This window comes from Xylophilus sp. Leaf220 (genome assembly GCF_001421705.1).
In the GTDB taxonomy this organism is placed as follows: Bacteria; Pseudomonadota; Gammaproteobacteria; order Burkholderiales; family Burkholderiaceae_C; genus Xylophilus.
Window position 1 is genome coordinate 161080 of sequence record NZ_LMKO01000002.1, and the last position, 20753, is coordinate 181832.

At 69.7% G+C, this 20753-nt stretch carries 17 protein-coding genes; 8 read left to right on the forward strand and 9 right to left on the reverse strand.

Annotation, left to right across the window (positions count from 1 at the left end; genetic code table 11):
- Positions 1 to 31: 31 nt before the first annotated feature.
- Positions 32 to 817: an HTH-type transcriptional regulator RutR gene (gene rutR, locus ASE76_RS05610; protein ID WP_055836241.1), complete on the reverse strand. Its 786-nt coding sequence runs from the start codon at positions 815 to 817 to the stop codon at positions 32 to 34.
- A gap of 292 nt (positions 818 to 1109) precedes the next feature.
- On the opposite strand from rutR, the gene ASE76_RS05615 reads away from it, so the two are divergent.
- From ASE76_RS05615 to ASE76_RS05625, 3 genes are all read left to right on the forward strand, one after another.
- Positions 1110 to 2111, forward strand: a complete 1002-nt coding sequence (locus ASE76_RS05615; protein ID WP_055836043.1) for an isopenicillin N synthase family oxygenase — start codon at positions 1110 to 1112, stop codon at positions 2109 to 2111.
- Position 2112: 1 nt separating this feature from the next.
- Positions 2113 to 2502: a VOC family protein gene (locus ASE76_RS05620; RefSeq protein WP_055836046.1), complete on the forward strand. Its 390-nt coding sequence runs from the start codon at positions 2113 to 2115 to the stop codon at positions 2500 to 2502.
- Positions 2503 to 2569: 67 nt separating this feature from the next.
- Positions 2570 to 3676: a BMP family ABC transporter substrate-binding protein gene (locus ASE76_RS05625; RefSeq protein ID WP_369793374.1), complete on the forward strand. Its 1107-nt coding sequence runs from the start codon at positions 2570 to 2572 to the stop codon at positions 3674 to 3676.
- Positions 3677 to 4928: 1252 nt separating this feature from the next.
- Here the strand turns inward: ASE76_RS05625 and ASE76_RS05630 are convergent.
- Both ASE76_RS05630 and ASE76_RS05635 read right to left on the reverse strand, forming a co-directional pair.
- Entirely contained in the window at positions 4929 to 6554 is a 1626-nt protein-coding gene (locus ASE76_RS05630; RefSeq protein ID WP_055836052.1) for a gamma-glutamyltransferase family protein, read from the reverse strand.
- Positions 6555 to 6729: 175 nt separating this feature from the next.
- On the reverse strand, positions 6730 to 7728 hold the full coding sequence (locus ASE76_RS05635) for a tripartite tricarboxylate transporter substrate binding protein (protein ID WP_055836055.1): 999 nt from the start codon (positions 7726 to 7728) through the stop codon (positions 6730 to 6732).
- A 176-nt stretch (positions 7729 to 7904) separates the two neighbouring features.
- On the opposite strand from ASE76_RS05635, the gene ASE76_RS05640 reads away from it, so the two are divergent.
- A complete protein-coding gene (locus ASE76_RS05640) occupies positions 7905 to 8795 on the forward strand; it encodes a LysR family transcriptional regulator (RefSeq protein WP_055836058.1) in 891 nt (296 codons plus the stop codon).
- 130 nt (positions 8796 to 8925) lie between these two features.
- Here ASE76_RS05640 and ASE76_RS05645 read toward each other — a convergent pair whose 3' ends face one another.
- On the reverse strand, positions 8926 to 10671 hold the full coding sequence (locus ASE76_RS05645) for an ABC transporter ATP-binding protein/permease (protein WP_168389221.1): 1746 nt from the start codon (positions 10669 to 10671) through the stop codon (positions 8926 to 8928).
- A 631-nt stretch (positions 10672 to 11302) separates the two neighbouring features.
- Here ASE76_RS05645 and ASE76_RS05650 point away from each other — a divergent pair.
- Positions 11303 to 14026: an ATP-binding protein gene (locus ASE76_RS05650; protein ID WP_156362528.1), complete on the forward strand. Its 2724-nt coding sequence runs from the start codon at positions 11303 to 11305 to the stop codon at positions 14024 to 14026.
- 37 nt (positions 14027 to 14063) lie between these two features.
- On the opposite strand, the gene ASE76_RS05655 is transcribed toward ASE76_RS05650, so the two are convergent.
- The 5 genes from ASE76_RS05655 to ASE76_RS19895 all read right to left on the reverse strand — a co-directional run bounded on the left by ASE76_RS05655 (position 14064) and on the right by ASE76_RS19895 (position 16595).
- Complete coding sequence (locus ASE76_RS05655; RefSeq protein WP_055836067.1) at positions 14064 to 14438, reverse strand: response regulator; 375 nt, start codon at positions 14436 to 14438, stop codon at positions 14064 to 14066.
- Between the two features lie 100 nt (positions 14439 to 14538).
- The gene (locus ASE76_RS05660; RefSeq protein WP_055836070.1) at positions 14539 to 15027 is read right to left on the reverse strand and encodes a GAF domain-containing protein; all 489 of its coding nucleotides are present in this window, start codon (positions 15025 to 15027) and stop codon (positions 14539 to 14541) included.
- Between the two features lie 47 nt (positions 15028 to 15074).
- On the reverse strand, positions 15075 to 15962 hold the full coding sequence (locus ASE76_RS05665) for a LysR family transcriptional regulator (RefSeq protein ID WP_055836073.1): 888 nt from the start codon (positions 15960 to 15962) through the stop codon (positions 15075 to 15077).
- A 46-nt stretch (positions 15963 to 16008) separates the two neighbouring features.
- The gene (locus ASE76_RS05670; protein ID WP_055836075.1) at positions 16009 to 16335 is read right to left on the reverse strand and encodes a HigA family addiction module antitoxin; all 327 of its coding nucleotides are present in this window, start codon (positions 16333 to 16335) and stop codon (positions 16009 to 16011) included.
- A 17-nt stretch (positions 16336 to 16352) separates the two neighbouring features.
- Positions 16353 to 16595 carry a type II toxin-antitoxin system RelE/ParE family toxin gene (locus ASE76_RS19895; RefSeq protein WP_236698352.1) on the reverse strand — a complete coding sequence of 81 codons (243 nt, stop codon included), beginning with the start codon at positions 16593 to 16595 and terminating at the stop codon, positions 16353 to 16355.
- 194 nt (positions 16596 to 16789) lie between these two features.
- On the opposite strand from ASE76_RS19895, the gene ASE76_RS05675 reads away from it, so the two are divergent.
- From ASE76_RS05675 to ASE76_RS05685, 3 genes are all read left to right on the forward strand, one after another.
- Complete coding sequence (locus ASE76_RS05675; RefSeq protein WP_055836078.1) at positions 16790 to 18010, forward strand: CaiB/BaiF CoA-transferase family protein; 1221 nt, start codon at positions 16790 to 16792, stop codon at positions 18008 to 18010.
- A 21-nt stretch (positions 18011 to 18031) separates the two neighbouring features.
- Positions 18032 to 19006: a hydroxymethylglutaryl-CoA lyase gene (locus ASE76_RS05680; RefSeq protein WP_055836081.1), complete on the forward strand. Its 975-nt coding sequence runs from the start codon at positions 18032 to 18034 to the stop codon at positions 19004 to 19006.
- Positions 19007 to 19365: 359 nt separating this feature from the next.
- Positions 19366 to 20370 carry a tripartite tricarboxylate transporter substrate binding protein gene (locus tag ASE76_RS05685; protein ID WP_055836084.1) on the forward strand — a complete coding sequence of 335 codons (1005 nt, stop codon included), beginning with the start codon at positions 19366 to 19368 and terminating at the stop codon, positions 20368 to 20370.
- Positions 20371 to 20753 lie beyond the last annotated feature (383 nt).

The following is a 20753-nucleotide window of genomic DNA, read 5'->3' on the forward strand; positions in this document are numbered from 1 at the left end:
AACAGCTATGGTTTCGATAGCAAATCGGGCTTCAGTCGGCCGTGGCGCCCGGCGCACGGGCGATGCCGTCGAGCACGATGCGCTGCACGTTCTGCACCGCGGCCTCGAAGAACTCCGGATCGTCCAGCGTGCGGCCGGTGAGCGCCTGCACCTGCACCCCGAAATCGGCGTAGTGCTGGGTGGTGGCCCACAGCGCGAAGATCAGGTGGTGCGGCTCCACGGGGGCCAGCCGGCCGTCGGCCACCCAGGCGCGGATCACCTCCGACTTGCGCTCGACCAGGTCGCGCAGCTCGCGGCCCAGCTCGTCGCGCAGCAGCGGAGCGCCCTGCACCATCTCCAGGCAGAAGAGGCGCGACGCGTCGGGGCTGTCGCGCGAGACGGCGAGCTTGCGGCGGATGTAGTCGCCGATCGCGGCGCGCGGGTCCTGCTCGGCGCTGAAGCCGCGCAGCGGCTCCAGCCACACCGCCAGCAGGTTGCGCAGCACCGAGACGTACAGCTCTTCCTTGTTGGCGAAGTAGTAGAGCAGGTTGCTCTTGGAGACATCGGCCCGCGCGGCGACCTGGTCGACGCTGGTGCCGTGCAGGCCGAAGCGCGAGAACAGGCCCAGCGCAGCGCCCAGGATGGCGGCGCGCTTGTCCTCGATCTGGCGGGCGCGGCGGCGGACGGTGGCGGCGGAGGTGCTGCGGGGTGCCGGCGCGGCTTGCGGTGCGGGCGTGCGGGTCGTCTTGCGCGCAGGCTTGGCGGCGGCCGGGGCGGTGGCCGGGCGCGGCCGTTTCGCGGCGGTGCCGGCAGCGGCCAGGCTCGGGGTCTTGGGCATGTCGGCGGTGGTCGGTTGGCGGTCCATCGGGCCGGTGCGGGCACCGGCGTGCCCTGCGGGCGTTGCACGGGCCGTACCCGGTGCGGCGCACCACTGTAAGGCCCGGCGCACCAATTTTCCGCGCGCCGACGGGCGGTCACGCGGCTTCCATCCGGGTATTGCGCACGGTTTGTCCATTTGGTCCAACTGGCACAGACGTTGCATACCGGACCTGCAGGCGCGCGGCATCCCGGCGCCGGGCCTGCCCCCCTCTTCCTCCGTTCCCTTTCGCTTCTTGCCAAGGATTCGCGACATGACGCTGCTGTCCGTACCGATCATCGACCTCGCCCCGTACTTCTCCGGCGACCCCGACGGCAAGGCCGCGGTGGCCCGCGCGGTCGACGAGGCCTGCCGCAGCATCGGCTTTCTGGTGATCACCCACCACGGCATCGACCCGGCGCTGGTGGCGCGGGTGTCGGCCGCATCGCGCGCCTTCTTCGCGCTGCCGCTGGCCGACAAGCGCCGGGTCGACCGGCCGCGCGACGATGCGGTGCGCGGCTACAGCGCGGTCGGCGAAGAGGGCCTGTCGTACAGCCTGGAAGAGCAGGCACCGGGCGACCTGAAGGAGTCGTTCTCGATCGGCCCGAGCGACGTGCCCGACGACGCCTACCACCGCGGCCCCGCCGCCGGCGCCCATTTCGAGCCCAACGCCTGGCCCGACGTGCCGGGCTTCCAGGCCGCGTACACCGAGTACTTCGCCGCGATGAGCGACCTGGCCCGCTCGCTGATGCGCATCTTCGCGATGGGCCTGCAGCTCGACGAGCACTTCTTCGACGACAAGATCGACGACCACATCAGCATGTTCCGCGTGCTGAGCTACCCGCCGCAGAAGGAGGCGCCGCTGCCCGGCCAGCTGCGCGCCGGCGCCCACAGCGACTACGGCAGCCTGACCATCGTGCTGCCCGACGACCGCGGCCTGCAGGTCTTCAACAAGGCGGGCCAGTGGGTCGACGTGCCGCAGGTCGAGGGCGGGCTGGTGGTCAACATCGGCGACCTGATGATGCAGTGGACCAACGACCAGTGGGTCTCCACCCTGCACCGGGTGGTGAACCCGCCGTTCGAGGTGGCCGGCACCAACCGCCGCCAGTCGCTGGTGTTCTTCCACCAGCCCAACTACGACGCGGTGGTCGAGTGCCTGCCGCACTGCCTCGCGCCGGGCGAGTCGCCCAGGTACGCGCCGGTCACCTCGGGCGACCACCTGACCTCGAAGTTCGTCAAGCAGACGACCTTCGGTGGCACGAAGGCGACCGCCTGAAATGGCGCACCTCTCCTACGTCAACGTCTTCGCGAAGGACGTCGTCGCACTCAGCGGCTTCTACCAGCAGGTGTTCGGTTTTGCCGAGATCGAGTCGATCCGCTCGCCCATCTTCCGCGGGCTGGACACCGGCAAAAGCAGTCTGGGATTCAACGCGCTGGAGGCCTACGAACTGCTGCAGCTGGCCGACTTCGCGGACACGCGCGGCGTGAAGTTTTTGCTCAACATCGACGTCTATTCGCAGGCCGACGTCGACCGCATGGTGCCCGTCGCGCTGGCCGCCGGCGCCACGCTGGTCAAGGCGCCGTACGAGACCTACTACCACTGGTACCAGGCCGTTCTGCTCGACCCGGAAGGCAACGTCTTCCGCATCAATTTCATGATGCATTGAGCGTTCGCGCCCCGTCCTCGCGCCTGTCTATTTTTCGTTTCCCTGTCTCCCACCACCGAGGTTCATGATGATGAAGCTAACCCGTACGATCACCGCCGTCTGCGCCGCGCTGGCGCTGCTCGGTACCGCGTTGCAGGCCCAGGCCCAGGCGGCGGCCGCGCCGGGCTTCACCCTCAAGGGCAAGCCGAAAATCGCGATGATCTATTTCGGCCCCAAGAACGACGGCGGCTGGACGCAGGCCTTCGACGAGGCGCGGGCGAAGATCGAGGCCGCGATGGGCCAGAAGATCCAGTTCGTCGAGAGCGTGCCCGAGGACGCGTCCGCCATCAAGCCGGCGGCCGAGAAGTTCATCCAGCGCGGCGCCAACATCGTGATCGGCACCGCGTTCGGGTACTCCGACGCTTTCAAGGAGCTGGCCGCCAAGTACCCCGAGGTGGCGTTCCTCAACGGCTCGGGCACCACCAACGGCGCGAACCTCGAATCCTTCTACGGCCGCACCTACGAGAGCCAGTACCTCTGCGGCATGGCCGCCGGCGCGGCCAGCAAGAGCGGCAAGCTGGGCTTCGTCGCGGCCAACCCGTTCGGCGTGGTGAACTGGACCGTCAACGCCTTCGCCCTCGGCGCGCAGAAGATGAACCCCGCCGCGACGGTGACGGTGATCTACACCGGCGCCTGGAACGACCCGGTGAAAGAGCGCGCCGCCGCGATGGCCCTGATCGACCAGGGCGCCGACGTGATCGGCCAGCACGTCGACAGCCCCACGCCGCAGCTCGTCGCCCAGGAGCGCGGCGTGTACGGCACCGGCCACCACCGCGACCTGCGCCAGTTCGCGCCGAAGGCGACGCTGTGCTCGTCGGTCTGGGTCTGGGACAAGTTCCTGGTCCCCGAACTGAAGCGCATCGAGGCCGGCAACTGGAAGCCGGCGCCGTACGGCGCGTTCATCTCGATGAAGGACGGCGGCACCGACATCGCCGGCTTCGGGCCGGGTGTGCCGAAGGACAAGGCCGCGCTGATCACGGCCGAGCGGGACGCGCTGCTGAAGGGCAAGCAGGTGTATGCGGGGCCGCTGGCCGACCGGGAAGGCAAGGAGCGGGTGGCCGCCGGGGCGGTGCTGTCGGATGCGGATCTGTGGAAGATGGATTGGTACGTGAAGGGCGTGGTGACGCAGAAGTGAGCGTGGTGCTGGGCCGGCTGGCGGGGCTCTCCCTCGACTTGCTCCCTCTCCCCCTGGGAGAGGGAGGGGGTGAGGGCCGCGCCCGGCTTTTCTGTGTCGCTGCTGCTTGTCGCTGCGTTGCCTGTTTCAAGTCCGGAGGCGGGGATTTCGCCCCCGCGGGCGAGTCCCTTTCTTTGCTTCGCCAAAGAAAGGAACCAAAGAAAGGCGACCCCGCTGCGGCGGCTGCGCTCCGCTCAAACAGTCGCGGGCCCTGATCCGCCGCACGCTGCGCTCCTCGACGCCGCAGAGGGGTGGGGGTGCAGGAGCGGGGTCCACACGGGCCATCGCTGCGCTCGGCCTGGGGGTCTTACGCCCTCTCCCTCTGGGAGAGGGCGGGGGTGAGGGCCGCGCCCGGCAGGCATGCCGTGATCGACAAGCACCCCAACAACGCGACTCCACTGTCTTGCTCCCTCTCCCCCGCGGGGAGAGGGCTGGGGAGAGGGCTGGGGTGAGGGTTGGCCGGCCAACGGAGGGCGCGCCGATATTCCGCGACGCTATTGAATCAATAGCTGATAGCCGGCGCTGCACGCCGGCTAGAAGCACATTTCATTCAAACATTCGCCTCGGTACCGATACCGTTGCCGCTTCCGCCCCCAGGCGTCACTGCCGCGCAGCCGGCAGCAGCCGAAGGCCCCCGCTCCCAAGCCCCTCGGGATGCGCCGAGGAGCGCAGCGGCAGGCGGAAAAAGGGCCGCGCATGTCTGAGCGCAGCGAGTTTGCGCGGACCCCGCCTGAGACTGTCGGTCCGCTGTGAACGGCCGATGCGTAGCGTCGTTCCTCACCCCAGCACCTTCGACCATACAAGCGCAGCGAGTTTGCGCGGACCCCGCCTGSCGCGAGCACCGCAGGTTGCCCGCAGCGCAGCGGAGGGACGCAGCACGCGGGGTCGCCTTTTCTTGGTTACTTCTTTTGGCGAAGCAAAAGAAGTGACTCGCCCGCGGGGGCGAAATCCCCGCCTCCGAGCCCAACACGTGCAGTGTTTCCCCGGACAGCAGCTGAGGCTGTCAGCCGGGCGCGGCCCTCACCCCCGCCCTCTCCCAGGGGGAGAGGGAGCAAGTCCGGACAGCCGGGCGCGGGCCAAACAGCCGTCAATGGATGACCCGCCGGGCGCGGCCCTCACCCCACCCTCTCCCAGGGCGAGAGGGAGCCATGCAGGACAGCCGAGCAGTCGGTCGTGCCCCCTCGACCGGCCGCACCGCCCACCGCAACCAGCTTTAGAACCCCGCCGCCAACCCATCCCGCCGCGGATCGCTAGCCGCCAGATACCCTTCCTTCGCCGGATCGCCCATCCGCCAGATGAACTGCCCCGCGCCGAAATCCTGGTACGCATCGTCGATCACCTCGACCCGGTGCCCCAGCCCCTGCAGCCCCTGCACCGTCGCCGGGTCCATCGCCGCCTCGGCGTTGATCTCCAGCCCGGCGTTGAAGCGCCAGCGCGGCGCATCGCAGGCGATCTGCGGGTTCTGCTGGTAGTCGAGCATGCGCACCACCGTCTGCATGTGGCCCTGCGGCTGCATGTTGCCGCCCATCACGCCGAAGCTCATCACCGGCTGGCCGTCCTTGGTGAGGAAGGCCGGGATGATGGTGTGGAACGGCCGCTTGCCCGGCGCCACCAGGTTGGCGGCGTTGGCGCCCGCCGGGTCGGTGCTGAAACCGAAGCCACGGTTCTGCAGGCTGATGCCGAAGGTCGGCTCCACCACGCCCGAGCCGAAGCCGGCGAAGTTGCTTTGAATAAAGCTCACCATCATGCCGCTCTCGTCGGCCGCGGTGAGGTAGATGGTGCCGCCCTTGACCGGGTTGCCGGCCTTGAAGTCCTGCGCGCGCTTCGGGTCGATCAGCTTGGCGCGCTCGGCCAGATAGGCATCGTCGAGCATCTGCTCGGCCGTCAGCTGCATGCTCGACGGCTCGGCCACGTAGCGGTAGACGTCGGCGAACGCCAGCTTCATCGCCTCGATCTGCAGATGCTGCGACGCCACCGAATCGACCGGCAGGCTCGCCATGTCGAAATTGCCCAGAATGCCGAGCGCGATCTGCGCCGCGATGCCCTGGCCGTTGGGCGGGATCTCGTGCAGGGTGAAGCCGCGGTAGTCCTTGGCCAGCGGCTTGACCCACTCGGGCCGGTGCGCGGCCAGGTCGGCCTTCGTCATGCTGCCGCCGTGCTTTTGCACATAGCCGGCGATGGCCTCGGCGATCTCGCCCTCGTAATAGCTGCGGCCCCCGCTGGCGCCGATGCTGCGCAGCGCACGCGCCGCCGCCGGGAACTGGAACAGCTCGCCCACCTTCGGCGCCCGGCCGCGCGGCAGGAAGCTCTCGGCGAAACCGGGCTGCGACTGCAGCTCGGGCGCGCCGGCCGCCCACTTCTGCTGCACCACCGGCGGCAGCAGGTAGCCCCGCTCTGCGATCTCGGCGGCGGGCTCCATCAGGTCGGCGAACGGCAGCTTGCCGAAGCGCTCCGACATCGCCGCCCAGGCGCTCACCGCGCCCGGCACGGTGATCGAATCCACGCCCCGCCGCGGCCCGTTGGCCTGGCCCGCGCCGTACTTGCGGCTGAAATATTCCGGCGTCCAGGCCTGCGGCGCGCGGCCCGAGGCGTTCAGGCCGTGCAGCTCCTTGCCGTCCCACAGGATGCAGAACGCATCCGACCCCAGCCCGTTGCTCACCGGCTCCACGATCGTCATCGCCGCCGCCGCGGCGATCGCCGCATCCACCGCGTTGCCCCCCTTCCATAGCATCCGCAACCCCGCCTGCGCCGCCAGCGGATGCGAGGTGGAGACCACGTTGCGCGCGAACACGGGCAGGCGGATGGAGGAGTACGAACTGACGTGGTTGAAGTCGATCATGGTCGTGGAATGTCTCGGTTTGAAAGAAAACGGATTCTTGCGCAGGTGGCCGTTCCGGATGAAGCAACCCTATTTCAGGGATACCGTGGAACCGGCTTTGCCGGGCCACTGGTATCGCCCCCGGCGAGGGGGGTGGCGACGACACGAAGTGCGGAGCCTGGGGGCGAGCCAAAAGCTAGTCCAGGGTGATCCCCAAGGTCTTCACGTCCTTCTCCCAGCGCGTCAGCTCCTGGTCGATCTGGGCGGTGAAGCGCTTCGGATCGCTCGTCACCGGCTCCACGCCCTGAGCCGCGAACTGGGCGGCCACCTCGGGCTTGGCGACGATCTTCTTCACCTCCTGGGCCAGCCGCTCGACGATGGCCGGATCGGTGCCGCCGGTGGTGAAGAGGCCGTACCACGAGGCAAAGGCGTAGCCCGGCACGCCGGCCTCGGCGACCGTGGGCACGTCGGGCAGCGACTTGACCCGCTGCTGCGTGGTCACCGCCAGGATGCGGGTCTGGCCGGTGCGGGCCGACTGGATCGCCGGCGGAATGCCCGAAAAAGTCAGCTCGATCTGGCCGGCGGCCACGTCGGTCAGCGCCTGGCTGTTGCCCTTGTACGGGATGTGGGTGAGCTTCACCCCCGCCTGCTGGGCGAACAGGGCGCCGGCCAGGTGCAGGGTGGAGCCGTTGCCGGACGATCCGTAGTTGATCGTGCCCGGCGCCTTGCGCGCCGCCTCGATCAGCTCCCGGACGTTGGCGTACGGCAGCTTGGCGTTGACCAGCAGCGCGTTGCCCGACTCGGCCACCAGGCTGACCGCCGCCAGGTCCTTGCGCGGATCAAAGCTGACCTTCTTGGCCAGCACCGGCGCGATGGTGTTGCCGCCGATCGAGCCCAGCAGCAGCGTGTAGCCGTTCTTCGGCGCCTTGGCCACCACGTCGCCGGCGATCAGGCCGCCCGCGCCGGCGCGGTTCTCCACCACCACCGGCTGGCCCAGGCTTTGCTGCAGTTCCCGGGCGAGGATGCGCGCCAGGATGTCGTTGCCGCCCCCCGGCGCGAAACCGACGATCATCTTCAGCGACTGCGACGGCCACGGCTCGGCCGCGAAGACGGGCAAGGACACCGATGCCGCTGCGGCCGACCCCAGCAGCGCAGCGGACACGAAACACAGGCGACGACGACGGGAGACAGGCATGGTGGAGATTTCCGGAACGGACAGCACGGCGACGAATGCCGCGCGCCCTGCGGGCAGGCGCGGCCCTGCCCCGATTGTTGTGAGCCGGCGCCGCGAGGGAAAGCGATTAATGCTGCACCGCACGACGAGAAAACCTCGTCGGTGCACCGTCGCCCTGGCGCAGAGAGGCCGGCTCCATGCTTAGCCAGCGGGTGCTGCAGACCTTCCTGGCCGTGGCCGAGGAAGGCTCCTTCGCCGCCGCGGCCCACCGGGTGGCGCTGACGCCCTCGGCCGTCAGCCTGCAGATGCGCACGCTGGAGGACGAGCTCAAGCGCGCCCTCTTCACCCGCGACGGCAAGACCGTCGCCCTCAACGCGCAGGGCCGGGCCCTGCTGCCGCTGGCCGAACGGATGGCCGCGCTGTATGCGCAGATGCTGCAGGCCGACACCGCCGGCGCCGCGATGGCCGGCACGGTGCAGCTGGGCGCGGTGGTCTCGGGCCTGGGCCGGCTGGTGCAGGCGACGCTGGACCTGAAGCGGCGGCATCCGGCGCTCGACCTGCACGTGTCCTCGGGCAAGTCCGACCGGCTGATCGCCCAGGTGGAAAGCGGCGACCTGGATGCGGCCATCGTGGTGCGCGACCCGGTACAGAGCCGCCCCGCCCTGGCCTGGACACCGCTCTATACCGAGCCGCTGGTGCTGCTGGTGCCGGCCGGCACCGCGCCCGGCGGCGTGCGCGCGCTGGTGGAGCGCCACCCCTTCATCCGCTTCAGCCGGGCCGAGCACACCGGCCAGCTGGTCGAGCGCACCCTGCGCCGGCTGCGCGCCCGGCCGCAGGAGTTCCTGGAGCTCAATTCGATCGAGGCGATCGCCGACCTGGTACGCGACGGCCTGGGCGTGGCGCTGCTGCCGCTGCTCGACGGCCGCGGCTGGCAGGCCGATGCGCGCCTGGGCGTGGTGGAGATTCCGCAGGCGGCCGAAGCCCGCGAGATGGCGCTGGTGCAACTGCGCACCGCACCCAAGGCGGCGGTGATCGCTGCCATCGCCGAGGGCTTCCGGTCGCGCGGGCAGGTGCCGGGCGGCGGCTGACCCGGGGCGTGCCGACAGCCGCGCCCGGTACTGGAGAACAGGAAGAAATAAGGCATCCAGCCGGCATGGCGCGCCGACGTTCAGCTATAGAAATAGTAGCAATTGCTGCCCGGGACGCAGCGGCCAGCGGCTAGCCCTCGAACCGGTAGCTCTCGGCCGTGTGCAGCTCCCACGCACCGCCGCCCTTCAGCTGCAGCACCTGCGTGTGGTGGCGCAGCACCGCGGCGCGGTGGGCGATGCTGATGAGGGTGCAGCCGTCGGCGCGCAGGCGCTCGTACAGGGCGGCCTCGTTGGCGCTGTCGAGGGCGCTGGTCGCCTCGTCCAGGATCACCAGGCGGGGCTGGCGCACCAGTACCCGGGCGAAGGCCAGGCGCTGCTGCTCGCCCATCGACAGCAGCTTTTCCCAGTCGTGCACCGCGTCCAGGCCGCCGACCCGGTCGGACAGCTCTTCCAGCCGCACCGCCTTCAGCATGCCGTGCAGCTCGTCGTCGCTCAGCGGCGATTCGCGGCTGGGGTAGAGCAGCTGGCTGCGCAGGGTGTCGGTCTGCATGTAGGGCCGCTGGGGCAGGAAGAACACGTCCTCGATCGGCAGCTGCTGCACCACGCCGGTCCCGGTGCGCCACAGGCCGGCCATCGCCCGCAGCAGCGAGCTCTTGCCGCAGCCGCTGGCGCCGGTGATCAGCAGGCCCTCGCCGGGCGCCAGCGCCAGGCTCAGGTCCTTGACCAGCAGGCGGCCGAACTGCGGGGTGTAGAGCGACAGGTTCTCCACCGCCACCGTGTCGCCGGGACGCAGTTCGATCTGGGTGGGCGCCGGCGGCGTGGGGGCCGGCGCCGGCTCGGGTGCAGGCGGCACAGTGGGGGCAGCGCGGCGGGCCACCGGCGGGGGCACGGCGGCGGTGGCCAGCGGCGCCTTGATCACCGCCTGCGACAGCGCATGCAGCCGGTCGATGCCGGCGACGAAGCGGCTCAGGCCCTCGAAGTTGTCGACGATCAAGGATACGGCGCCCAGCACCGCGGCGAAGGCGCCGGCCGCCTGCACCGCGCGGCCCACTTCCAGCTCGCCCGAGAGCACCGCGTTGGCCAGGATGATGCTGGGCACCACCAGGGTCAGCTGGCTGAAGGCGCGCTGGAACATGTTGAGCGAGCGCTGTTTCTTGATCAGCCGGGCGTAGTTGGCCAGCACCGCGCCCAGCCGGCCGTCGATCTGCGACCGCTCCTGCGCCTCGCCCCGGTAGAAGGCGATCGACTCGGCGTTCTCCCGCAGCCGCATCAGGTTGAAGCGGAAATCGGCCTCGCGCCGGATCTGCAGGAAGTTGAGCCGGATCAGCGGCGCGCCGAACACGTACAGGGCCAGGAAGGTGCCCACCACCGCGTAGACGGCCAGGAAGGCCACCAGCAGGTGCGAGATCGACCACAGCACCGCGCTGAAGGCCACCAGCTGCATCAGCGAGCCCAGGAAGATCAGCAGGAAGTTGATCGACCGGCCGGTGAAGGTGTTGATGTCCTCGCTGATGCGCTGGTCGGGGTTGTCGATGTCGTTGTTCGAGCCCAGCTCGTAGTACTTGTGGTCGCCCAGGTAGCCGTCGAGGAAGCGGCCGGTCAGCCAGCGCCGCCAGTTGTTCGAGAACGCGTCCCGCATGTAGTAATAGAACGCATAGACGGGCACCGCGAAGGCCAGCACCAGCAGCGCCATCCGCACCGCCGACCAGAAGCGCTCGCTCTCGCGGCCGGCCAGGGCCGAGGTCATCTCGCCGGTCTTGTCGACCAGCATCACCGCCAGCTGCGTCTCCAGGAGCATCAGCACCACCAGCAGCGCCAGCAAGGACCAGGCCGACTTCTTCTGGTCGCCCAGCCAGTAGGGCTTGGCCACCTGCATGAACTGGCGCCAGGCCGCCATCGACAAGGTGGGCGGTCGGTTGCGCAGGCGTTTCTTGCGGGGAATGGGAGACACGGTGTCGGCCACGGGAACGGAAAGGGGCATGGAAAAAACGGAAAACCGCTTTGGGGGACTGGAAAGGGCCTCTTCGGGCCGGGCCACCGCACGGTAGCCCGGCGGCCGGCGGCGCCATGTGGGACGGCGCCCCGCGGCCGTACGGAAACCGACGCTTCTTGCATTTTGAGAAGCCCTGCCCGACCGGACCCTGACCACCCTCGCCACCCCGGCCGCGCGGGGAGCGGGAGTTTCGGCAGTTCTTCTCTCATTCTTCTTATATTCAATAGCAGTAGTAGTAGAGGGCGGCGAAAAGTGGGGACAACCGGGTTTTCGTGATTTGGATCAAGCACTTGCGTGTGGCCGAACCATGTGGGCGGAGCGGCCTGAGCGCCAAGGTGCAGGGATAACAACTTTCCGTTTCGCGCCGGCTCTGTGGACAAGTCGAACTTGACAATCGATCGCTCCACAGGCTTGTCCACACGCGCGGCCGGCCGACGTACGCAAACCCTAAAAACCCGGCCCGGCAGGGCCGATAGCGCCGGGCGGGCCGCAACAAGTTGATACGATCCGGTACGTGCAGCCTCCTCCAAATTCCACGGCCCCGTCGTCCGCCAGAACCTTCGCCAGGGGGCCGGTGCTGCGGCTGCAGACCCAGCTCGGCATCGCGCTGGGCGCGGTCATCGTGGGCGCGTCGGTGGTGCTGTCGATCGGACTGGCGGGGATCGCCGAGCGGCGGATGGTGGAGCTGAGCGCCAACAACCTCGACAGCCTGGCCGAGCAGATGGCGCGGGAGCTGTCGACCGGCATGGACCAGTTCGGCCGCGAGGTGATGTCCCAGGCGGACCGCAGCCGCTACCGCAGTCCCGATTCCACCCGCGCCTCGATGCGGTCGGCGCTGGAGGATTTCCAGCGCGACAACCCCGAGTACTCCTACGTCAGCGTGATCGACGTGCCGTCGGGGACCGTCGTGGCGGCCAGCGGCGGCCTCTTCGAAGGCGGCTCGGCCATCGGCCGGCCGGTGTTCGAGGAAGGCAGGAAGGGCCTGTTCCTGGGCGACGTGCACAAGGCGGTGCGGCTGGCCGAACTGCTGCCCGCCCGCAGCGACGGCGAGCCGCTGCGCTTCCTGGACGTGGCGGCGCCGATCCGGGATGCGGAGGGGCGGGTCGTCCGCGTCTTCGGCACCCACATCGGCTGGGAATGGACGGCCCAGGTCCGCGACAACGTGCTGGGGCCGGTGGCCGAGCGCCAGGGTGTCGAGATCTTCCTGGTCGATACCGAATCGAAGGTGGTGCTGACCGCCACCGACGCGGTGCCGGTGGGTACCGCGCTGGCCTCTCTGGTGCCATCCACCGGCCATACGGCGCGGCAAACCTGGTCGGACGGTACCGACTACCTCACCACCAACGCCGCCACCCGGCCGCACGGCAGTTTCGCCGGCTTCGGCTGGCGGGTGGTGGCGCGGCAGCCGTTCTCGGCTACGCTGGATTCGGTGCGCACCCTGCAGTACGGCTTCCTGGCGGGCGGCACGGCGATCGGGCTGCTGGCCGCGGTGCTGGCGTGGTGGCTCACCGGCCGGCTGGTGATGCCGCTGCGCCGCCTGGCCGACGCGGTCGACCGCGCCGAGCCGGGCCAGCCCTGGGCCGACAGCCGGATCGACGCGCACGAGACCGGCGAGGTGGCGGCGGTCAAGCGCGCCATGGCCCGGCTGGCCGACTCGGCCCGGTCGAGTGCCGATGCCTCCAGCACCAGCGTGCGGCAGTTCCAGGCGCTGGCCCGCTCGCTGCCGCAGGTGGTCTGGCAGGCCGACGCGCAGGGCCGGCTGCAGTACGTCAACCAGGACTGGATCCATGCCCACCGGCCCGAAGGCGATTTCCCGTTGGCCGACCTGGCGCTGCGGGCGCATCCGGACGACCGCGCCGCCTTCGCGGCGGCCTGGGCGCACAGCCTGGCCACCGGCGAGAACCTGGCCTGCAAGTGCCGGCTGGCGCAGGCCGAGGGCGCCGCGCCGCGCTGGTTCGACATCCGCGCCCATGCGGTGCCGGGCGCCGACGGCCGCATCCACCGCTGGGTCGGCACGCTGTTCGACATCGACGAGATCGCCAGCCTGGCCGCCGCCACCCACCGCGCGCTGGAGGAAGAAAAAGGCGCCCGCGCCGAATCCGACCGGCTGGCCCGGCTGCGCGACGAGTTCCTGGCCACCGTGTCGCACGAGTTGCGCTCGCCGCTCAACGCGATCGCCGGCTGGTCGGAGATCCTCACCCGCAAGAAGACCGACGATCCGATGATCGCCAAGGCGAGCCAGTCGATCCGCCGCAACGCCCGCCAGCAGGCCAGCCTGATCGACGACCTGATGGACATGACCGCGGTGATGGCCGGCAAGATGGTGATCCGCCACGAGCCGGTCGACTTGGCCGCATCGGCGCAGAACGTGTTCCTGTCGCACATCCACGCGGCGCAGGCCAAGGGCGTGGACCTGGTCTGCCGCGAAGCGTCGCCGGTCTGGGTGGCGGGCGAGATGCGCCGGCTGGAGCAGGTGATGTCGAACCTGGTCGGCAACGCGATCAAGTTCACCGAGGCGGGCGGCCGGGTGGTGCTGGAAGTGCGCGCCGACCCGGCCACCGGCCAGGCGGTGGTGCAGGTGCAGGACACCGGCCGCGGCATCGCGGCCGATTTCCTGCCCTACGTCTTCGAGCGCATGCGCCAGGAAGACGGCTCGGTCACCCGCCGTTCGGGCGGGCTGGGCCTGGGGCTGGCGATCGCCCGCGGCATCGTCGAACTGCACGGCGGCCGCATCGCGGCCCACAGCGCCGGCCCCGGCCAGGGTGCGACCGTCACCGCCCACCTGCCGCTGGCCGACAACGCCGAGCCGGCCGGCACCGCCGGTGCCGCGGACGAGGTCGCCGCGGCCGTCGGCACCGAACTGCAGGGCCTGCGGGTGCTGCTGGTCGACGACGAGGCCGACGCACGCGAGGTGGCCCACGTGGCGCTGGCCGGATTCGGCGCCGAGGTGCGCGCGGTCGGCTCGGCGGCCGAGGTGCTGCGCATCCTGGAGACCGAGCGTTTCGACGTGCTGGTGTCCGACATCGGCATGCCGGAGATGGACGGACTGACCCTCATCCGCCGCATCCGCGCCCTGCCCCACGGCACGGCCGAACGGCTACCGGCCGTGGCCCTGACCGCGTTCTCGATGGAGACGGACGTGCGGGCCGGCCGGGAAGCGGGGTTCCAGGGCTATGTGGGAAAACCGATTTCGCTGCGCGGCCTGTATGCCGCCATCGTCGGCGTGGTGCGGGACTGAGTTCGGCCGCCCGCGCACCGCAGGCAGCCGCCGGCGCTCAGTTCACGAAGTGCTGCTCGCAGTACGAGAAGAACTCTTCTAGCTGGCTCGACTTGTCGAAGAAGGCGTCGGCGCCCAGTTCCAGGCAGCGGCGGCGCATGTCGGCCGTGGCGTAGTTGGTCAGAACCACCACCGGCGCCAGGGGCCGCTTCTGCTTGCACTCGGCGATGATCCCCAGGCCGGAGCCTTCCTTGAGGAACAGGTCGACAATCACCAGCTGCCACTGGCCGTCGTGGCTGCGCAGCCATTCGAGCGCATCGGCCTGCCCTTCGGCGAACGCGATGACGCTCACCCCCGCGAGTTCGGCGAGGGTGGGAATCAGGTTTTTGCGAATGACAGCACTGTCTTCGACGAGGAATGCGGGGATCGGCATGGCGGGAGGGCTAGTGCTTCCGAGCATAGGAGCGATGCACGCACGGCCGGCGATGCAACATGCCCATTGCGCGTAGGACGACGCCGGATTGATTGCGCACTCAGGCCGCAGGATAGTGGGGAAGGTGGCCGTTGAGCGAAATGAAGCTCGACACCATCAGCATCAGTTCCACGTTGATCTGCTCCGGGTCGCGCGGCTCCAGGTCGTAGTGGCACAGGGTGCCGAGCACCGCACCTTCGCTGTCCATCAGCGGCACGCCGCAGTAGGTGCGCACCACGTCGCGGGCCGGATGGGTGCCGAGCCGGGGGTCGGCCTGGGAATCGGCAGTCCTGAAGGGCTGGCCGCTGTCGCGCACGAAGGTGCAGTAGGTCGCCGTTTCCGGCACTTCGGCGGCGTTTTCCTCCAACGGATTCTGCCGATCGACATGCACCGCCGCCGCAGCGCGACCGTCCTGGAAGCGCCAGATGCCGATGTAGCGGTAGTCGGACAGCATCGCCAGTTCTCCCAGGGCTGCCCGCAAGCCTTGCGCGTCGAACGCCTGGCGAAACGATCGGAAGGCCTCGGGAGTGGAGTGTGCGGTGGTCGGCATCGGCGGATTCTGCCCGATGGGGCCGCTTCGCGCCGGCCGCCGTGCCGCTAGCTGCGCTGCAGATGCTCCACCAGCAGCCGCGTGGCCGGCGGCAGTTCCCCGCCTTCCCGTACGCACAGCACCAGTTCCCGCCGCGCCCAGGGTTCCTCCAGCCCCACCGCCACCAGCGGCAGCGCCTGCAGGTACAGCGCCGCGCTGCCCCGCGGCAGCACGCCGAAGCCCAGGCCGTTCGCCACCATCAGGCAGAGCGCGTCGTAGCCGGTCACCTGCATCCGCGTCTTGAGCGTCAGGCCCATCTCGGCCGTCGCCTGGGTGATGCGGTGGTTGATCGCGCTGCCCGGGTGCATGCCGACGAAATCGAAAGGCAGCGCGGCGCGCAGCGACACCCGGCGCCGGCGCGCCAGGGCGTGGCCCCGGGGCACCACCAGCACCAGCTCGTCGTGCCGGTACGGCAGCAGGGCGATGCGCGGCTCGCCGTAGTGCCCAGCGTTGAGGATGCCGATGTCGGCCATGTTCTCGGCCACCTCGCGGGCGATCGCGGTGCTGATCCGCTCCTGCAGGTGCACCTGCACCCGCGGGTACCGGTCCATGAAGCCGCGCAGCTCGCCCGGCAGGAACTGGGTGATCGCCGAAATGTTGGCCGCCACCCGCACCTGCCCGCGCAGGCCGTCGGCATAGCCCTGCATCTGGGTGGCGATGTCGTCGAGCCCGTTGAGCACGCCCCGCGCCAGGCCCAGCAGCGCATAGGCGGCGGCGGTGGGTTCGGTGCCCTTGTTGCTGCGGGCGAACAACACGGCCGACAGCGCACCTTCCAGCTCGCTGATCCGCTTGCTGACCGCCGAAGCGGCCAGGTGCTCGCGCGCGGCCGCATCGGCGATGGTGCCTTCTTCCATCACCGCGACGAAGAGGCGCAGCGAGATCGGGTCGAGCCGCATCGGAGCTATCGGCCCGTTGAAAAGTGCAGGTACGGAGCCACCGCCATCACGCGAAGGCGCGACCCCCGGTACGGCCGAAGTCGTATGGCACGATTTCTTTCTCGATGGTCTTGGCCGCCGCCTTCGCCGCCACCTTCAGGTCGTAGGCCTGCTGCAACTGCAGCCACGATTGGGCATCGCCTCCGAAGTACCGGGCCAGCCGCAGGGCCGTGTCGGGCGTGACGTTGCGCCGTTCCAGCACGATGTCGCCGATCCGCGAGGCCGGCACTTTCAACGCCTTGGACAAGGCGTGGGCGCTCAGACCCAGCGGCTGCAGGTATTCCTCTTTGAGTATCTCGCCCGGATGGACCGGGCGCATTCCGTTCTTGGGCATGGCGTGCTTCTGCTTTCTTAGTGGTAGTCGACGATCTCGACCTGCGAAGGGCCCAGCGCAGTCCAGACGAAACAGATGCGCCACTGGGCATTGATGCGGATGCTGTACTGCCCCTCGCGATCGCCGACCAACGCTTCCAGCCGGTTGCCCGGCGGCGATGCGAGGAAGCCGAGAATGGCGGCGCTGTCGAGCATCTGCAATTTGCGCTCCGCAATTTTTTTGATGGCAGCGAACGGGCGCGATCTGCCGGTGGTGAACAGTTCCTCGGTACGCGCACACCGGAACGACTAGATCATCCCGTCATTTTATCGGTTTACCGATATCCGGTAAACCGATATGCCCTTTGGAACGCCCCACCATCGCCATCCGCGATGGCAGCCTCGCGATCGACCGGTTTACCGCCGGGGCCGGCAGGCCGATGATGCCGTGTTCATCCCCACGAAAGAGACACCGCATGACCGCTGCCCCTTCCCCGGCATTCCTTCCGCCCGGCGCGCTCGCCGGCGTGCGCGTCGTCGAGATGGGACAGCTGATCGCCGGGCCGTTCTGCGGCAAGACGCTGGGCGAGTTCGGGGCCGATGTGGTGAAGATCGAAACCCCCGGCGCGGGCGATCCGCTGCGCAACTGGCGCATGCTGCAGGACGGCACCTCGGTCTGGTGGCAGGTGCAGTCGCGCAACAAGCGCAGCGTCGCGGTCGACCTGCGCAGCGCCGAGGGCCAGGACATCGCGCGCAGGCTGATCGCCGAGGCCGACGTGCTGGTCGAGAATTTCCGGCCCGGCACGCTCGAGGGCTGGGGCATGTCGCCCGAGGCGCTGCATGCGCTCAACCCCGGCCTGGTGATGCTGCGCATCTCGGGCTACGGCCAGACCGGTCCCTACCGCGACCTGCCCGGCTTCGGCGTGATCGGCGAGGCGATGGGCGGGCTGCGCCACCTGACCGGCGAGCCGGGCCGGGTGCCGGTGCGGGTGGGCGTCTCGATCGGCGACACGCTGGCGGCGCTGCACGGCACCATCGGCGTGCTGACCGCCCTCTACCACCGCAAGGTCCACGGCGGTCCCGGCCAGGTGATCGACGTGGCGCTGCACGAGGCGGTGTTCAACGTGATGGAGAGCCTGGTCCCCGAGTACAGCGCCTTCGGTGCGGTGCGCGACGCGGCCGGCAGCGCACTGCCCGGCATCGCGCCCAGCAACGCCTACCCCTGCGCCGACGGATGGGTGCTGGTGGCGGGCAACGGCGACAGCATCTTCCGCCGGCTGATGGAGACCATCGGCCGTGCCGACCTGGCCACCGCGGCCGACCTGCAGAGCAACGCCGGCCGCGTGGCGCGGGTGGCCGAGCTCGACGCCGCCATCGGCGCCTGGACCCTTTCGCGGCCGATGGCCGAGGTGCTGTCGGTGCTGGGCGCCGCCCGGGTGCCGGCCGGCAAGGTCTATACCGCCAAGGACATCCACGAGGACCCGCACTACCGCGCCCGCGACATGCTGCTGCAGCAGACCACCCGCGACGGCCACGTGGTCGAGGTGCCCGGCATCGTGCCCAAGCTCTCGGCCACGCCGGGCAGCGTGCGCACTTCGGCCCCGCACCTGGGCGACGACACCGACGCGGTACTGCGCGAGGTGGGCCTGACCGAAGAACAGATCGCACAGCTGCGCGCCCGCGGCGTCGTCGCCTGAGAAAAAGAAGGAAGACACACCATGCACACCCCCTGGAACGGCGCCGGCCGCCGCATCTTCCTGCAGGACGTCGGCCCGCGCGACGGCCTGCAGATGGAAGCCGCCTTCGTGCCCACGGCCGACAAGATCGCGCTGGTCGATGCGCTGTCGGAGACGGGCCTGGCCAAGATCGAGGTGACCTCGTTCACCTCGCCCGCCGCGATCCCGGCCCTGCGCGACGCCGAGACGGTGCTGCGTGAGATCCGCCGCGCGCCGGGCGTGGTCTACACCTGCCTGGTGCCCAACCTGCGCGGTGCCGAGCGCGCCGTCGACGCCCGGGCCGACGAGTTCAACCTGGTGATGTCGTGCAGCGAGACGCACAACATCTCCAACCTGCGGATGACCCGCGCCCAGTCGTTCGCGGCGCTGTCGCAGGTGGTGGCGCTGGCGGTGCAGGCCCGGGTGCCGGTGAACGTCTCGCTCTCCTGCGCCTTCGGCTGCCCGATGGAGGGCGACGTCGATGCCCAGGTGGTGCTGGAGTGGGCGGCCCGCTTCCTGGACCAGGCCGGCGTGCGCGGCGTCACCTTGTGCGACACCACCGGCATGGCCTACCCGACGCAGGTGGCGGCGCTCACCGCCGCCTTCCGCCAGCGCTTCCCGGCGGCCGAGCTGACGCTGCACTTCCACAACACCCGCGGCATGGGCCTGGCCAACGTGCTGGCCGCGATCGACGCGGGCGCAGACCGGTTCGACGCCTCGCTGGGCGGCCTGGGCGGCTGCCCGTACGCGCCGGGCGCCAGCGGCAACGTCTGCACCGAGGAGGTGGTGCATGCGCTGGAGCTGATGGGCTTCGACACCCGCTGCAACCTGGAGGGGCTGATCGCCGCCGCCCACCGGCTGCCGGCGCTGATCGGCCACCCCATCCCCAGCCAGGTCGCCCAGGCCGGTCCCCGCCAGCTGCTGCACGCCCCGCCGGCGGACTTCCTGGCGCTGCGCGAACGGGCGCTGGAGCGGTAGGTCGGCCTCCCCCAGGCTTCGCACTGCGTGTCTCCGCCTTCCCCCTCGCCGGGGGCGACACCGGCAGCCCGGCAGAGCCGAAGGGCTGAGTGCTCCCCCAGGCTTCGCACTGCGTGTCTCCGCTCTCCCCCTCGCCGGGGGCGACACCAGCAGCCCGGCAGAGCCGGTTCTGCGGTATCCCTGGAACAGAAAGGCGCCATGCACGCGGGCAGTGCCCATACGGACGATTTTGTAATTTAACGATTGAAAGTGCCTGGGGCCGGCTCTGTGCGCCGGCTGTCAGCTATTGTTTTCATAGCGAAGCGCACCGGGCGCACCCTGGCTTCCTTTTTCTGAACACCAACGACCGGAGACACACCATGACGACCCCTCGCACCCTCCCCCCTTCCCGCCGGCGGCTCATGGCCGCCGCGGCCCTTCTGGCGGCCTCCACGGGCCTGTCGGCGCTGGCGCAGCCGGCGGCGAACTACCCGACCCGACCGGTCACGCTGATCGTGCCGACGGCGGCCGGCGGCACCACCGACATCTCGGCCCGCATGCTGGCGGTCCCGCTGGGCGAGGTGCTGGGCCAGCCGGTGGTGGCCGACAACCGGGGCGGGGCCAACGGCGGCATCGCCGCCGCGGCGGTGGCCCGGGCGCAGGCCGACGGCTACACGCTGCTGATGCAGTACTCGGGGTACCAGGTCATCACCCCGCTGGTCACCAAGGGCCCGCTGCAGTGGAAGCCCGAGGACCTGGTGCCGGTCGCCAACGTGGTCTCCGCCCCCCAGATCGTCGTGGTGCGGGCCGACCTGCCCTACAAGACGCTGGCCGAGTTCGTCGCGTATGCCAAGGCCAACCCGGGCAAGGTGAACTACGCCTCGTCCGGCAACGGATCGCTGCAGCACGCCACCGGCGCGATGCTGGAGCAGCAGGCGGGCATCAAGATGACCCACGTCCCCTACAAGGGCACCGGCCCGGCGCTGCAGGACCTGCTGGGCGGCCAGGTGGAGATCACCTTCGGCACCGCGCCGCCCTTCATGCCGCACATCCAGAGCGGCAAGCTGCGGGTGCTGGCCACCACCGGCAAGACCCGCCTGCCGAGCCTGCCCGACGTGCCCACCACCGCCGAGGCCGGGCTGCCCAAGCTCGACGCGACCTCGTGGTTCGGCGTATTCGCACCGGCGAAGACGCCCCAGGCGGTGGTCGACAGGCTGACGGCCGACATCGCCAGGGTGGCCGGTTCCGCGGCGTTCAAGCAGAAGGCGCAGGAGCAGGGTGCGGCGGCCGACTACCTAGATCCGCAGCAGATGGCGGCGCGGCTGAAGAAGGAATCGGCCGACTGGGCCGAGGTGGTGAAGGCGGCGAAGATCGAAGCCGACTGATTTTTCTCGCAGCCATCGGCTGCGGTCCTGGTTTTCGAAGCCCCGTCGCAGCCTGCCTGCCACGGGGCTTTTTGCTGGGCGCGGGGCAGGGTGTCGTTGCGCAGCGGCGGCGCGCGCGACTTTGGGTTCGCTTGTTCTCCTCTAATACTTCTATTTCAAATTAGTAGTAGTAGTAAGGGTGGCGGGTTTCTGTGGAGAACCCGGTTTTTCCCATACGCAGCAAGGCGTTGCGCGGGCGGGAACCATGTGGAGGCCGGGCTGTCGCCGAAGTCCGGCGATGCGGACAACTTCGGAGGAAGGCGCCGCGCTGTGGATAAGGTGCGGGTTGTGCCGGAAGTATCCACAGGGTTTGCCTTTTTGCGTTCGCCTCGGGGCCTGCCGCA

Bases quoted from the DNA above. Each gene is read 5' to 3' on its own strand.
- rutR (WP_055836241.1), bottom strand. From the start codon at position 817: ATGCCCAAGACCCCGAGCCTGGCCGCTGCCGGCACCGCCGCGAAACGG.
- ASE76_RS05615 (WP_055836043.1), top strand. From the start codon at position 1,110: ATGACGCTGCTGTCCGTACCGATCATCGACCTCGCCCCGTACTTCTCC.
- ASE76_RS05620 (WP_055836046.1), top strand. From the start codon at position 2,113: ATGGCGCACCTCTCCTACGTCAACGTCTTCGCGAAGGACGTCGTCGCA.
- ASE76_RS05625 (WP_369793374.1), top strand. From the start codon at position 2,570: ATGATGAAGCTAACCCGTACGATCACCGCCGTCTGCGCCGCGCTGGCG.
- ASE76_RS05630 (WP_055836052.1), bottom strand. From the start codon at position 6,554: ATGATCGACTTCAACCACGTCAGTTCGTACTCCTCCATCCGCCTGCCC.
- ASE76_RS05635 (WP_055836055.1), bottom strand. From the start codon at position 7,728: ATGCCTGTCTCCCGTCGTCGTCGCCTGTGTTTCGTGTCCGCTGCGCTG.
- ASE76_RS05640 (WP_055836058.1), top strand. From the start codon at position 7,905: ATGCTTAGCCAGCGGGTGCTGCAGACCTTCCTGGCCGTGGCCGAGGAA.
- ASE76_RS05645 (WP_168389221.1), bottom strand. From the start codon at position 10,671: ATGCAGGTGGCCAAGCCCTACTGGCTGGGCGACCAGAAGAAGTCGGCC.
- ASE76_RS05655 (WP_055836067.1), bottom strand. From the start codon at position 14,438: ATGCCGATCCCCGCATTCCTCGTCGAAGACAGTGCTGTCATTCGCAAA.
- ASE76_RS05660 (WP_055836070.1), bottom strand. From the start codon at position 15,027: ATGCCGACCACCGCACACTCCACTCCCGAGGCCTTCCGATCGTTTCGC.
- ASE76_RS05665 (WP_055836073.1), bottom strand. From the start codon at position 15,962: ATGCGGCTCGACCCGATCTCGCTGCGCCTCTTCGTCGCGGTGATGGAA.
- ASE76_RS05670 (WP_055836075.1), bottom strand. From the start codon at position 16,335: ATGCCCAAGAACGGAATGCGCCCGGTCCATCCGGGCGAGATACTCAAA.
- ASE76_RS05675 (WP_055836078.1), top strand. From the start codon at position 16,790: ATGACCGCTGCCCCTTCCCCGGCATTCCTTCCGCCCGGCGCGCTCGCC.
- ASE76_RS05680 (WP_055836081.1), top strand. From the start codon at position 18,032: ATGCACACCCCCTGGAACGGCGCCGGCCGCCGCATCTTCCTGCAGGAC.
- ASE76_RS05685 (WP_055836084.1), top strand. From the start codon at position 19,366: ATGACGACCCCTCGCACCCTCCCCCCTTCCCGCCGGCGGCTCATGGCC.